The sequence below is a fragment of the Blautia sp. AF32-4BH genome (genome assembly GCF_003460565.1).
GTDB classification, from domain to species: Bacteria; Bacillota; Clostridia; order Lachnospirales; family Lachnospiraceae; genus Fusicatenibacter; species Fusicatenibacter saccharivorans.
Genome location: NZ_QTVL01000004.1, coordinates 220,594 through 234,453 on the forward strand (window position 1 = coordinate 220,594; position 13,860 = coordinate 234,453).

The following is a 13,860-nucleotide window of genomic DNA, read 5'->3' on the forward strand; positions in this document are numbered from 1 at the left end:
CCTTCGCTTAGAATAATGCACTGTTTTCGTCCAGTCTTCGAACAATCAGGTTTGCAATCAGTACCAGTGCAAATCCTACCAGTGACTGATAAAGACCTGCTGCAGATGCCATACCGATGTTGTTCAGCTCCATCAATCCACGATATACGTAAGTATCGATGGTGTTTGTCACGTCGATCAGCGGTCCGCTGTTCATTGGTACCTGATAGAACAGTCCGAAATCGGAATAGAAAATACGTCCTACGCTCATCAGGGTCAGTGTGATAATGGTTGTTTTCAGTCCCGGCAGTGTGATATGCAGAATTCTCTGCCAGCGGTTCGCACCGTCGATAGATGCAGACTCGTAAAGACTGGCATCCAATCCTACTACCGTTGCATAATAGATAATGCAGTTATATCCCAGGTTTTTCCATACATTGACAAAGATCAAAATGAATGGCCAGTACTTCGGATCAGAATACCATCCGATGCCCTGTTTTCCCATTGGTTTCAGAATACTGTTATTAATGAATCCGGCATCTGTGCTGAGGAATCCATATACCAGGTAGCTGACAACGACGATAGAAATCAGGAACGGTACCAGAATTAACGTCTGGTATATTTTCTTTCCCATCGTGGAACGGATTTCATTCAGCAGAATTGCCACTGCAATTGCAAGTACGGTTCCGACTACGATAAAGATTACGTTGTATCCCAGTGTGTTTCTTGTAATTGTCCAAGCATCTTTTGTCTTAAACAAAAACTCAAAGTTTTTAAGACCTGTAAACGGGCTTTTCAGGATTCCCAGACTGTAATTATATTTCTTGAATGCAATGATAATTCCAGCCATAGGCATATAGTTATTGATAAATAAGTATACAAGCCCCGGAAGCAGCATCAGATACATGGGAATAAATCTGCGGATTTTACCCCAATTTCTTTTCATCTTCCCAGCCTCCATTATTTGTTGGCTTCCAGCCAATCATCTAACTGTCTCTGTTTCTCAGCGATGATGGTATCTGCTCCTGCTGCTTTCAACTCATCCAGGAATTTCGGAATGGTAGTTTCTGGATCCAAGGAACCGCACTGCAGTGCAGGACCATATTTGGCAGTTACGTTTGCGCATGCAGTTACTTCGTTCTGTACATTTGTGTTGTCCCATGCAAAACCTTTGGCCGGAGAAACAACCGCATTGTTGTTGAACTCCTGGGTCTGATCCCAGATATCCGGATCATTTCCTTCCCATACATAGGAAATTGCCTCATTCGGCCAAGCCCATGGAAGACTGGTATAACCTGTGTTACTTGCTGTTACACCGTCTGGGTAGTTGATGACACCGTTGTCTTTGTCTGTAAACTCATAATGAGTTCCTTCCAGACCATTGATAAGAATATTTGCCAGATCCGGGTTTGTGTAGATCTCGTTTAATACCTGTACAGCTCTTTCCGGTTTATCACTGTTATGCGGAACATACCATACAATGTCAACACGTGTTGTGGTAGTATATGGTTCTACCAGATTCAAAACAACGATTTCTTTTCCGGACTCTTTTTCGATCTCCTGCTCGATACCTGGTTTTGTATTTGTAAAACGTCCAAAACCTTTACCAGAACCAATCAGACTATTTGCCATTTCAGTAGAAGTGGAAGCATCCGGCATGATCAGACCTTTCTGCGCCCAGTCATAGCGAAGTTTCATTTCGTTCATATATTTATCTGTTGCGTAGTAATTAATAACTTCTGTGCTGTCAGAAGATACACTCTCTAAAGATCCGATATCTCCACCAAGGTCATCTGGGTTTGTCATAAGGCTCATGGAACCCACATGAGAAACAATGGGATATACATCTGGATACATTTCTTTTACTTTTTCAAGGAGCGGCTCCAACTCCTCTTCTGTTTTAATAGAACTATAGTCAATTCCGGTTGCATCTGCCATCTCTTTATTCATAGCAAATCCCCATCCCGTTGCTTTCTCTTTATTGGACGGAACACCATAAATATTGCCGTTAAAGGTTACACATTTCCAGTCGGATTCACTGATTTCAGATTTCATATCGCTGCCATAGCTGTTCAGATAATCCGTAATCGGAAGGATCTGTCCGCTGCTGATTGCAGATGTTACATTTCCACAGTACTCATACATCAGATCCAATTTTTCAGAAGATGCCAATGTCAGGTTTACCTGCTGATCATAGCTTCCAAAGCCAACTCTTGTTACTTCAATTTTTGTATTAAATTTTTCCTCTGTGATTTTGCTCGCTGCTTCAGAAATTTTTGCGCAGTCATCTGTACTTGCATCACCAGGTGCCAGAATTTTTACTGTATAGCTGTCATTATTGCTACTTTCTGCGCTCTTAGAAGATGAACCCTGTGCAGAGCTTGCATCGCTTCCGCAACCTGCCAGCATACTTCCCGCCATAACAGAAACAAGTAAAAATGCCATTGCTTTTTTCTTATTCATTACATTTCTCTCCTTTGTTCTTTTCTTTGTTTTACGAATAGCTATATCCTATCAAAGAAGTATCTCTTTCTCTATAAAATCTGTGACTTTCTCTTTATATATTGTGACATACCACTGTAACTTTCGTTATTTTAACGAATCTGTATACTTATTTCTTGAAAACACACGACATCTATATTAGAATAAATGGCATGTTCCAACAGTTGGAACGCTCACACGATTTTTCTTATATTGTTATATTTTGGGAGGTTCTTATGTTATCTCGTAAAAATTTTTACATCTCATCAAAAATTTTTTTCACCCTTATAAGCCTTATCATGCTTATTCCGCTTACATTTCTGACGATATTTTTTGATTTCTACTCGCTTCGCCTGCTGAACCGCGAAATCGCTTCTGCAAATCGAAATGCTCTGTTTCTCTATCAGGAACAGTTAGAAGCAGATCTTTCCCAGATAGAAACCTCAATGGCACAGAACTGGGCTACGAACTGGAATTATCAGAAACTAAAATATAAACTTGATCCGCTCGATGTTCATTTAAATACACTCTCCATTGTGAATAAAGCACGGGAACAGCTTGCTCTGACAGAATGTCTCGGTGCTGTCTATATTTATTCTGCTCCCAATGATGTCTGCCGCTGTGCCTATCAGGACTGCTATTCCTATAAAGAATTAATAACAATGCAGAATTACGTAAAATCCCTTGATTTTGAATCAACTCCCAAATCCTGGTTTTACGATAAAGTCGGTGATAAATACTTTTTGGTTCGCCTTATCGGTTTTTCCAATGCCTACAGTGTTTCTCTCGTAGATTTTGATCTGGTCATGGCTCCATCTCGCCTCGCCACACAGACGCATAAAACTAGTTCACTCATCTATCTTTCCAACGACGGAACCGTATTAAATCCTTCTAAAACCATTACAGAAAATAAACTGACCTTTTCGCCTGAAGACAATAACCACGTCAAAAAAGGACAAAAAGAAAACTTTTTTGTTGTACAGGATCGCTTAAAATATGCTGATATTACCATGCTTTACCTTTCCCCTTACCAGGGAAGCCAGTTTTATTTAAATGCGACACAGATGTTTGCCATCATTGCCTCTGTGCTGGCACTGCTTTTGATTCCGTTCATGTGTTTTTTGGCCATCAAAATTTACTTTTCTCCATTAAGAGATGCAATCGCTACCATGGAGAATATTCGAAACGGTAAATTGAACTCAAAACTGCAGGAAACACAGTTTATCCGTGAATTTTCCGTCTTTAATTCCACTTTTAACCGAATGATGGATGAAATTCACAATCTGAAAATCCGCACTTATGAAAATAAGCTGACCATTCAAAAATCTCAGCTGCAATATTTTCAAATTCAGTTGAAGCCTCATTTTTATCTGAACTGCCTGAAAACTCTTTACGGTATGATTCAACAGAATAAAGGAAACGATGCACAGCAAATGATTTTATATGTTTCCCAGTATATCCGCTATACCTTCCGCGACAACAGCAGTCTTGTGCCACTGCAGACGGAACTGAATCAGGTACAGAATTATTATAAACTTCAGAAGCTAAACACAAGAGATTCTTCTGAGCTGACCATTTCTGCCGATCCCGCTGTTTCAAAGTTTCCGGTTCCCATGCTCTGCATTCAGACATTCGTCGAAAATTCTTTTAAGCATGGGCGAATCTCCAGCCAGCCGCTCAATGTACACATTTCCGTACAGCTGACAGAGACTGAAGAAGGAAATTATTTAAATATCAGTATTCAGGATAACGGAACCGGATTTCCGGACGAATTTCTGCAGTCCTTTCTGCAACATACAGAAGATGCAGTAACCGGACAGCACATCGGTATACACAATCTCCGTCAACGACTTACCTTACTTTACGGTGACCAGGCCGGACTGATCTGTATGAACAATTCCTCCGGCGCCATGACAGAAATTATCCTGCCCATCCAGGAAGAACCAAATACCAGTTCAGAAACTAAAAGTAGCTTACTCTCAAACGAAAATTTGTTTTCATTATCCTAGAAAGAGGAGGAATCCCGAATGAATGTATTGATTATTGATGACCAACCCGATGTTGTCGCCGGTATTCATTCCGGCATCAACTGGGATGCGCTTTCCATCCGACAGGTTTTCTGTGCTAACGACATTATCCGTGCGCGTGAAATTCTTTCAAACAATTCCGTGGATATCATGCTCTGCGATATCGAAATGCCGCTCGGCAGCGGTCTTGAACTTTATGAATGGGTTGCGGAGCATTTTCCAGAAATCAAATGTATTTTTCTCACCTCACATGAAGATTTTTCCTATGCACAAAAAGCACTGCAACTCGGCGGATTCGATTATCTGATTCAGCCCGCTCCCTACAGTGCAATTGAGGTTTCCATTCAGAAAGCAGTCCTGCAAATTCAAAAGGAAAGAAAGGAAAAATTTTACAGTGAATATGGAAACTATTTCAGCAAACGCGAAATGGATCTTCTTGATGTGCTTTTAAATGAATTTTTGCAGAAACAGCCTGCAGAACCGCAGAATATTCTGAGTTTTCTGGACACGATCTCCATAAAACTCGATCCCGGCCGTTCCTGTGTTCTGACTTTGATTGATATTCTCGAACAGGACACGCCACATCCAGTTCGTGACCTTTCTCTCCTCCGCTCTATCCTGCAGAATGTCGTTTCCGAGCTGTTTAAGCCGTTCACTAAAAAACTGCTTTTCTGCCATGTCCACGAACAGGTTTTTGCCCTTATTTTATACGAAACCGATAATTTTACAAAAGATCAGGTGCAAATTTATTTGCATACTTTTGTGGAAGCCGCTTCACAGTATCTCCACTTTAAAATAGCATGCTACTGTGCTCATTCTGCAAATTTTCTTCTGCTACCAGATAAAATACAGCAGCTTTTGGAACAGCGCAGTGAAAATGTGGCAAACTATAGCGGTATTTTTTATCAGAAATCCAGCATTTCCCAGGTTCCCTACACCCCTCCGGATTTTGTCCACTGGAATTTCATGCTCTCCTCTGGTTATTACGATGCCGTCCGTGCAGACATGCATGATTATCTGCTCCGCCAAAAAGAATCCGGCCATGTAAACCAGAAAATGCTCAGTCTCTTTTTACAGGATTTTCTTCAGATCTTCTATCAGATTCTGAACCATCACCACATCGATGCACACGGTGTTTTTGAAAAAGAATACGATATTCACGCCCTGAACAACTCCTGTCATTCCATAGAAGAGATGCATAAACTGCTTGATTTTTCCGTTGATTATCTAAAAAGCCTTCAAATTAGCGCAGAACCAGGTGTTTCACAGATCGACCAGGTGGTAAATTTTATTCAGAAAAATATTCACCAGAATGTTACCCGCACCGAAATCGCACATCAGGTATACATGAACCCGGAATACCTCTCCCGGCTTTTCAAAAAGGTAAAAGGAATTTCACTTTCTGACTATATCGTGCAGGAAAAACTGAAAATTGCGATTTCCCTGCTTGAGGGAACCAATCTCCCGGTCAGTGTAATTGCAACGAATATCGGCTACACGAATTTTTCTTATTTTACACAGGTATTCAAAAAAGTCTACGGAATTTCTCCGAGTGAATACCGTCAAAAGAAAAAATAATGCAAAAATAGTACTGCGGAGCGTAAAGTTTTCCCAAATAAATGTTAATACCCGGGTATAACGAAAATACGTTCCGCAGTATTTTATTTTTGCATTACTGTTTTATCTTCAAACAAGTTTTTATACCGGCATCGCCGCCACAAAATAATACATCACAATAAAATGACAGAAGCTGCCACCCATCACAAACAGATGGAAAATTTCATGTGTTCCGAACTTTTTATGCTTCGCATTAAACATCGGCATTTTTAAGGAGTAAATCACCCCGCCGACCGTATAAATGATGCCGCCCGCCAGCAACCATCCAAATGCCGGCCGTGAAAGAGCCAGAAACAGCGGATGAAATGCCAGTACACACAGCCATCCCATTGCGATATACAACACTGAGGAAAACCACTTCGGACAATTGATCCAGAATGCCTTGACAAGAATTCCGCCAATTGCAGCTGCCCACACCAATGCACAAAGTACAATTCCCGTCCGTCCATGCAGCGCAATCAGACAGATCGGCGTATAACTTCCCGCAATCAGCACGGAAATCATCATATGATCAAACTTCTTCAGTCGACGGTTTACCTTCCCATTTACATCAAACGTGTGATACACGGTGCTCGCCAGATACAGCAAAATCATACTCAGCATAAACACCGCCATCGCAACCACATGCAGATGATCCGGCTCCCGCGCCGCCTTCAAAAGCAATGGCAGCGTTCCCACCACCGCCAGGATCAGCGCAATCCCATGTGTAATCGCACTGCCAGGATCCTTGATTCCATTTTTTCTGATATACTTCATTCTACTCACTCCTTTCCTGTCAGAAACGCTGTGTATTTCAATTACTACTTTATGTAGTTTTCATTACTACTTATCATTGTTTCTTTTATTATAGCAGGATAAAATTATTTTTCAAGTCAAAATATCTATTTTCTTTTGAAAATGTTCGACCTGCTTTGACACAAAAAAACAGACTGCTCGCTTACGCATACCGTTGTGCCTGTTTGAGCCGTCTGTTTTTGTATTTTTATTGCTTCTTCGCTTGAATCAGCTTCCATTTTTCTACCCGCGAAAGCTGCTTAATTTCCCATTCTCTCCGCATAGCCTCCTGTTTTGTTAAAAAGGTTTCAAAATACACCAGTTTTACCGGTTTGCGGCTCTTTGTATATTTCGCTCCTTTTCCAGCATTGTGTGCCTTTACTCTGCGTTCCAAATTATTGGTCCAGCCTGTATAAAAAGATCCATCGCTGCATTCCAGAATATATGTAAAATTCCCCTGTTCCATTTCAAATTCCGTTCCTTCTGTTCATCTGTATTCTATGTAACTTTAACACTCGGTTCTTTTAGGCGCAATCAAAAAAATAAGAAAGAGTCCTGCTTCGCAGGAAAATTCAACGAAGTTTCCTGTAAGCAAAAAACCGTCCGGATTTCTCCGAACGGTTTTCTCATTTTTATTTTTACTGCATTGCCAGCTCATCTACCGCCAGTTTCAATGCGCCCATGATACCCTGGTTGTCGTTCAGACTTGGAAGTACAATGTAGCTGTCGAGATCCTCAAGTTCTTTTGTTACAAGATATCCGTTCAGCTGTTTCTTTACTTCTTCTCTTACGAGCGGCATCATATGCTCCTGATGCATAACGCCTCCGCCCAAAACGATTCTCTGCGGGGAGAGCAGCATGATGCAGTCTACAAGTGCCTGTCCGATATAGTAAGCCTCAAGCTCCCATACCTCTTTTTTGTCTGCCAGCTCAATACCTTTTTTGCCCCAGCGTGCTTCAATGGCAGGACCTGCAGCAAGGCCTTCCAGGCAGTTGCTGTGATACGGGCATTTTCCGCCGTAAGTATCTTTCGGATGTCTGGTCAGCAGAACGTGTCCGCCTTCCGGATGAAGCATGCCGTGCAACAGCTTGCCATTGGAAATAATTCCCATTCCAACGCCCGTTCCGATGGTGATGTAAATGCTGTTGTCCAGACCTTTTGTGATTCCCCAGGTAGCCTCACCCAGTGCAGAACCGTTTACATCGGTATCAAATCCAACCGGGATGTCCAGTGCATCTGCGAAAGCGCCTACGATGTTGTAGTTCTTCCATGCTAATTTGGGAGTTGTGGTAATGTAACCATATGTTTCGGATTTTCTGTTCAGGTCGATCGGTCCAAAGCAACCGATTCCCAGTGCCTGAATGTCCTTCTCTTTGAAATACTCAATCATTTTCGGAACGGTAATTTCCGGTGTCTCGGTCGGGATAGAAATTCTCTCATAAATTTCTCCATTTGCGTTTCCAATTGCGCAGACCATCTTTGTTCCGCCTGCTTCTAATGCTCCAAGTCTCATTGTGTTTTTCTCCTCTCTTACGCCTCTGGATTTGAGCAGATCACGGAAAGTTTTCCTTCAAATCTGCATCCGTTAAAATTAGCCGGAATAATAAAGTGTGTACCTTTTTTCACCGTAATACCGTTTACAGTACCCTCTCCGGCAATAACGCTTACATTAGTATAATATTTTTTCGCATCTAAGGTGAATACACCGTCGATGTCGTATTTATCTACAGAGTAGAACTTGCATGTTACAAAATGGGTATGTACCGCGCCCGGGATTTCCTCTGTAAAGGTATCGATATCTGCCGTTTTAAACGGAGCCTCGATAACATCGATACTCTGCTCTACATGAAGTTGTCTCGGTTTGCCGTTCTGCAGTCTGTCATAATCGTATACACGATAGGTGATATCGCTGCTCTGCTGTGTCTCCAGAATCAGTGTGCCGCCTTTGATGGCATGTACGCATCCCGGATTGATCTGGAAGAAATCTCCCTTATGTACCGGCACTTTGCGGATGAAATCGCTCCACTCATGATTGCGGATCATTTTCTCCACTTCTGCCTTGTCTTTTGCATTGTGTCCGATAACAATTTCTGTACCCGGTTCGCAGTCCAGCACGTACCAGCACTCGGTCTTTCCAAGAGATCCATTCTCATGCTCTCCTGCATAAGCATCATCTGGATGAACCTGGATGCTCAGATCATTTTTTGCATCAATGATCTTGATCAGCAGCGGAACCTGGCTTCCCGGGTAATTTCCGAAAATTTCCGGCTCCTCTTTCCAGAGCTCACCTAATGTTTTTCCATCAAATCTTCCGCCTGCCACATGGCTCATTCCGTTGGCATGTCCGCTGATCGCCCAGCACTCGCCGGTTGTATCGCTCGGAATTTCGTAATCAAATACGTCTCTTAACTTTGTTCCACCCCAGATTGCTTCTTTGAACACCGGGTCCATAAATAAAAGCTCCATATTTTTCTAATCCTCCTTGTTTTCAGGATCTGTCCACTACATCTATTTTAACCGATAACATTCAAAAACGAAACCCCTAAAATGACAAACTTTCACATTTTCTGTAACCGGTTACTTTCCTTTTATTCCACCCTTTTTCTATATCAAAACAATCCTGTTTGTTATATGTAAAGCTGACTGTTTTCAGCCAGCCTTTTTTATAAAAAGCAATCGAAAAACGGTATTTTACCATCCGCGGTCTGCGCCGCCTTTTTTGTATTCAAAACCTGTAAAAAAGATTCGATTGCGAATCCTACACTTTATAATACTTTCCCGCATCCCATTTCGTGCAGGTCCTCTTTTTTATTCCGAAATTGCCGGGAGATATACCATAGGATCAATGGCTTTTCCGTCTTTTTTCATCTCAAAGAAAAGATTGCTTCCCTCTTTTACATAATATTTCGTCGGTGCTGCAACTGCTCCGATCCGTGCTGCTTTCTGAACTTTCTGGCCTGCCTCGAGGGAAACGTCTGTGAGCTGTCCGTAGATGGCTTCGTATCCATTTCCAAGATTCATGGTGACGGTGAGGCCGGTTCTTGCATCATTTTCCACACTCACAACTTCTCCGTCCGCTGCCGCCAGAACCGGAGTTCCTTCTGCCGCCGAGAAAACAACGCCTGGATTGCACTGGTAAAGATCCAGTGTCGGGAAATAAACGGTATTTTCCATGTTATACGGAATCAGAACTGTTCCAGTAACCGGCAGTTCCATGATTGTCGCTTCGCTGAACATCAGATCCTGTGCAGCCCCTGCTGTCTCAACTGCCGTTTCCTGATTTTCTGCAGAATCCACAGTTCCGGATGCTGCACTCGTTTCTTCATTCGCCGCTGTTTCTCCTGATCCTGTTTCTCCGTTCTGATCCGCCGCTGTTCCGTTTACCGCCTGCGCGTCCTGTCTTTCTGTATTCCCATCTGATTCTTCCGGTGTATTCTGAGCCGTCTCTGCATCTGCTTCTGGATTTCCCGCCGCCTCTTCTTCACACGCCGCTTCCATTTCCGGCACCTGTTCCAGACTGTTTTCCACATCATCTGCCTGATCCTGTACGGCACGCGTTCCGTCTGCATCTCCCGCCGTCTCCTCCGTCTGCTGTTCTGTAGTTCCGGTGCTTTCGTCCTCTGTAAGCTGTGCCGTCTCTCCCTGTTTCGCCTGATCTGCCTTACCGTTTCTCGCATCCTGCTGCCAGGTCAGCACTCCGCCTGCAATCATCATTGCCAGTGCCGCTGTGATCACGCCGATTCTCAACTTGTCTCTTTTCATGTTCTTACCACCTCTGCTGATATCTTTTTAAGCATTTCAGAGGCGTTTTTCGATTTCTCGCTCTCCTCCTGCTTTTCTACAGTAAGCAGTATTTCCCATCCGGCGCGATCTATACACAAAAACCGGATTTTTCCTTTCCGTTATCCACAATTTTTCCCCTGCGCTTCTTTCTTTTGTGGAAAACATAATTCTTTTCTGCGCATTCCGTGCAAAACATCCCCAATGTTATCCACACCTTATTTTCTCGACTTGCTTCACGTAAAAAAAAGAGCCGGAACCGGGAATTTTCTCCCGTTTCCAGCTCTCGCTTTCACCTGTATTTACTGTAATCTTCCATACACCGTACTCGCATCCGCGATGCTGTCCACCGCAGATCCCGAATCCGTCATGGCCTCTGCCGTAACAAGTATGTACTCTTCGCCTCCATATTCTGCAAAGCTGACCAGGCACTGACCCGCCTCATCGGTAAATCCGGTCTTTCCGCCTTCAATGACTGCCCCGTTCTCCAGTGTCGTACTCATCTCATAGCTGGTAAACCGGTGGAGCATCGTGTCATACAGCGTAATTCCCTCCGGGTGTGATGCGGTAGCCTCCGTTGTGTAAACCTCCCTCGTCACGATCTCGCGAAACGTATCACTCTTCAGACACTCACTCATCAGCACCGCAATATCACGGCAGGTAGAATAATGGTTGTCGTTATGTAGTCCCGTGCAGTTCTCAAAATGCGTATTGGTAAGTCCCAGTTCTTCTGCTTTCTGGTTCATCATGGCCACAAAACCTTCTTCCGATCCGCCGACTGCTCTCGCCAATGTCTCACAGGCATCTGCGCCGGATGGAAGCAGCACACCATAGAGAAGATCACGAACCGTCGGCTGTTCGTACGGATTAAATCCCGCTACCGACGCATCCTGTGCCGTCAGTTCCTCGAAGATGTCCTCCGGAACCGTAATCGTCTCGTTCAGATCCGGAAGATTTTCAATGGTAAGCAGCGCTGTCATAATCTTTGTCATCGACGCCGGATAAATTCTCTCATCTCCGCCCAGATTCATCATCTCAGCCAGATCGCTTTCCCGCACCAGCAGGGCATGCTGACTGTTCAGACCATCTGACGAAATCTGCTGTACCGGCTCAGGCGTCGGTGTAATCTCCTCCTCCGGGCTGGAATCCGATATCGGCTCTGAACTGTCCCCAACAAGAGAGGATGACGAAACCGAAGAGGATGCACTTGCGTTTCCATCCGTCTGTTTTTTCTCGTTCTTCTGCATCTGATATCCAAGCACGCCAATCAATCCGATAATGATAACAAGCAGAACACTTAAAATCACTTTCTGCTGAAACTGGCGTCTTCGTCTTTTGTTTTTCTTTTTTTGTGCCATAAACAGATTCCTCCGTTCTTTTTTATTCTTTCAAAGCATAGTACATTTCCTGCTCTTTTGCAAGATTTTCGCCGTAACCTTAAGATAAACATAATCAAAATTGGTCCACCGGACCAATTTTGGATATGCAGAACAAAAAAAGAACCCTCGAAAGGGTTCCACATAGTGAAGCATCGGGGATTCGAACCCCGGACAACTTGATTAAAAGTCAAGTTCCCTTACCGCCTAAAATGCCCGCAAATACGCCATTTTTGCGAAAGCCCATGACACAAAAATGACACATTCAGATCTTAGCACATTGTGTCTATCCTGTCAAATAAAAAACCGCGTCAATTTTTGACACGGTCTTTTGTACGTATATTATTTGTTTTGTCTATATTTCTTTATCCGTTTTGCGTTTTCAGAAATGTTTTCATTATATGCAGGTCTTACCCTCGGTAAATAGGCATGAACTGTCGTTTCTGCATAACCAGTTATTTCAGAAATTTCTTTTGCATTTTTTCCTCGATCATATAAATTCAAAATAATTTCATGAGTATCATTTGCAACAATTCCATACGTAGATAATACCTTTGCTATTTGTTGCCAATTATACCCAGTAATTTTATGCACACCTGTTATTGATTGTTTTTCTTCGAACGCCGATAAAATTTTTTCATCTTTTAAATTCATATAGTTTCTCCTCTCAAATATTTTAGTTCTCCCCTCTTATTTTATCTTGTTCAACAACTCTTTCCAACAAATTCAGCACATACGACGGCGGCTTTCTTTCTCCACTCTCCCAGTGACACAAGGTCCCTTTCGGGATCCCATACCGTTTGCAGAAAGCTCCTTGTGAAAGTCCGGAGCGTTCTCTTATCTCTTTAATCGTCATAACTTTCTTCCCCGTCTTTCTTCGCCATCCACTCTTTATTTTGTTTTATCCTGTTAAAACTTTTTACTATTTTTTTCTCGAATTTCTTCTTTTCTTCCTCTGTCATTTCACGATCGTTTTCAATTTTGTTTATGACTTCTTTTGTTATTCCTTTGTTTTCCCGGACCACTTGATATGCCCATTGTGCTCCTTCGTAGTTCATGCACTGTAGTGTGTGAATGATTTTCTGTGTGATCACATATCCCGGATTGATCACCGGCATTGAGTTTAATTTTTCTTTTTGCTTTTGGGGCGCTCCGCCGACGAACAATTTTGCTGAGTCTCTCGGGTTTCGTATTGCTTTCGGATAAGTTGGTGGTATGAAATCAGCTTTTCCTGTTATACTGCATATTCCGTTTGGATCCAGCTTTTTCAGATAGTAGTCACGCCATTGGAGGTCTTGCCCGTCTCCTGTTTGTAGCGCGTACAGGCAAAATCTTTCGTATTCGTCCGATATGGAGGCCCTTGTCAGGGTTTCCCTCGTTACCATCACGAAACAAATCATTACCTTTTCTTCCGGAAGATTTACTTTCCTTAAAAGATCTTTGATGCACTCTCTGAGAAGTCCTTTTTCGAGAAATTTGTACACTGATTTCGCCAGCTCGTCGTCTACTTTCTCGATATATTCTCCTAACTGCTTCATGTAACTTTCGTTCTTTTCTTTGCATTTCGGGTCATTGTACTCGTTGCATAAATATTGCATATTATCATGAATCGGGTGCGGTGCACATCCACTCGTTCTTGACTCTGATTCAATCGTGCACGGAATCGTAAAACGATCTTGCTCATTCAGTGTTGCCCCAACGAAATTTCCACTCTCGTCGAGCAATACTTTTATGTTCGGTTTAATTCTCGTGTGCGCAATCGGAATGATGTTCTCCACTCCCATTCTTTCGTAAATATCTAGGATCTCTTTCCAGTACATCTTTT

General features: G+C 42.8%; 13 protein-coding genes and 1 tRNA gene. 2 read left to right on the forward strand and 12 right to left on the reverse strand.

Going from position 1 to position 13,860, the window contains the following annotated elements:
- Positions 1–7: 7 nt before the first annotated feature.
- Both DWZ44_RS07230 and DWZ44_RS07235 read right to left on the reverse strand, forming a co-directional pair.
- Positions 8–925: an ABC transporter permease gene (locus DWZ44_RS07230; RefSeq protein WP_117804563.1), complete on the reverse strand. Its 918-nt coding sequence runs from the start codon at positions 923–925 to the stop codon at positions 8–10.
- Between the two features lie 14 nt (positions 926–939).
- Complete coding sequence (locus tag DWZ44_RS07235) at positions 940–2,442, reverse strand: ABC transporter substrate-binding protein (RefSeq protein WP_117804508.1); 1,503 nt, start codon at positions 2,440–2,442, stop codon at positions 940–942.
- Between the two features lie 254 nt (positions 2,443–2,696).
- On the opposite strand from DWZ44_RS07235, the gene DWZ44_RS07240 reads away from it, so the two are divergent.
- Both DWZ44_RS07240 and DWZ44_RS07245 read left to right on the forward strand, forming a co-directional pair.
- Entirely contained in the window at positions 2,697–4,469 is a 1,773-nt protein-coding gene (locus DWZ44_RS07240) for a sensor histidine kinase (RefSeq protein WP_158565838.1), read from the forward strand.
- Between the two features lie 18 nt (positions 4,470–4,487).
- Positions 4,488–6,065 carry a response regulator gene (locus tag DWZ44_RS07245; RefSeq protein WP_117801777.1) on the forward strand — a complete coding sequence of 526 codons (1,578 nt, stop codon included), beginning with the start codon at positions 4,488–4,490 and terminating at the stop codon, positions 6,063–6,065.
- 120 nt (positions 6,066–6,185) lie between these two features.
- Here DWZ44_RS07245 and trhA read toward each other — a convergent pair whose 3' ends face one another.
- The 10 genes from trhA to DWZ44_RS07295 form a co-directional block, all read right to left on the reverse strand.
- Positions 6,186–6,860, reverse strand: a complete 675-nt coding sequence (gene trhA, locus DWZ44_RS07250; RefSeq protein WP_117804510.1) for a PAQR family membrane homeostasis protein TrhA — start codon at positions 6,858–6,860, stop codon at positions 6,186–6,188.
- 226 nt (positions 6,861–7,086) lie between these two features.
- The gene (locus DWZ44_RS07255; RefSeq protein ID WP_055220299.1) at positions 7,087–7,344 is read right to left on the reverse strand and encodes a GIY-YIG nuclease family protein; all 258 of its coding nucleotides are present in this window, start codon (positions 7,342–7,344) and stop codon (positions 7,087–7,089) included.
- 172 nt (positions 7,345–7,516) lie between these two features.
- Positions 7,517–8,392, reverse strand: coding sequence for an ROK family protein (locus tag DWZ44_RS07260; RefSeq protein ID WP_022461220.1), 876 nt, complete (start codon positions 8,390–8,392; stop codon positions 7,517–7,519).
- Between the two features lie 17 nt (positions 8,393–8,409).
- Positions 8,410–9,345, reverse strand: coding sequence for a mannose-6-phosphate isomerase, class I (gene manA / locus DWZ44_RS07265; protein ID WP_117804511.1), 936 nt, complete (start codon positions 9,343–9,345; stop codon positions 8,410–8,412).
- A gap of 342 nt (positions 9,346–9,687) precedes the next feature.
- On the reverse strand, positions 9,688–10,641 hold the full coding sequence (locus DWZ44_RS07270) for a peptidoglycan DD-metalloendopeptidase family protein (RefSeq protein ID WP_117762165.1): 954 nt from the start codon (positions 10,639–10,641) through the stop codon (positions 9,688–9,690).
- A gap of 320 nt (positions 10,642–10,961) precedes the next feature.
- Positions 10,962–12,017, reverse strand: a complete 1,056-nt coding sequence (locus DWZ44_RS07275) for a D-alanyl-D-alanine carboxypeptidase family protein (protein WP_022461224.1) — start codon at positions 12,015–12,017, stop codon at positions 10,962–10,964.
- Positions 12,018–12,183: 166 nt separating this feature from the next.
- A tRNA-Lys gene (locus DWZ44_RS07280) sits at positions 12,184–12,253 on the reverse strand.
- 124 nt (positions 12,254–12,377) lie between these two features.
- Complete coding sequence (locus DWZ44_RS07285; RefSeq protein ID WP_117804512.1) at positions 12,378–12,689, reverse strand: hypothetical protein; 312 nt, start codon at positions 12,687–12,689, stop codon at positions 12,378–12,380.
- A gap of 22 nt (positions 12,690–12,711) precedes the next feature.
- Positions 12,712–12,891 carry a helix-turn-helix domain-containing protein gene (locus DWZ44_RS19295; RefSeq protein ID WP_117804513.1) on the reverse strand — a complete coding sequence of 60 codons (180 nt, stop codon included), beginning with the start codon at positions 12,889–12,891 and terminating at the stop codon, positions 12,712–12,714.
- Positions 12,881–13,855 (reverse strand): type I-C CRISPR-associated protein Cas8c/Csd1, encoded by a 975-nt coding sequence (locus DWZ44_RS07295; protein WP_117804514.1) that lies wholly within the window; start codon positions 13,853–13,855, stop codon positions 12,881–12,883. Before DWZ44_RS07295 ends, DWZ44_RS19295 begins: the two co-directional genes overlap by 11 nt.
- Between the last annotated feature and the right edge of the window lie 5 nt (positions 13,856–13,860).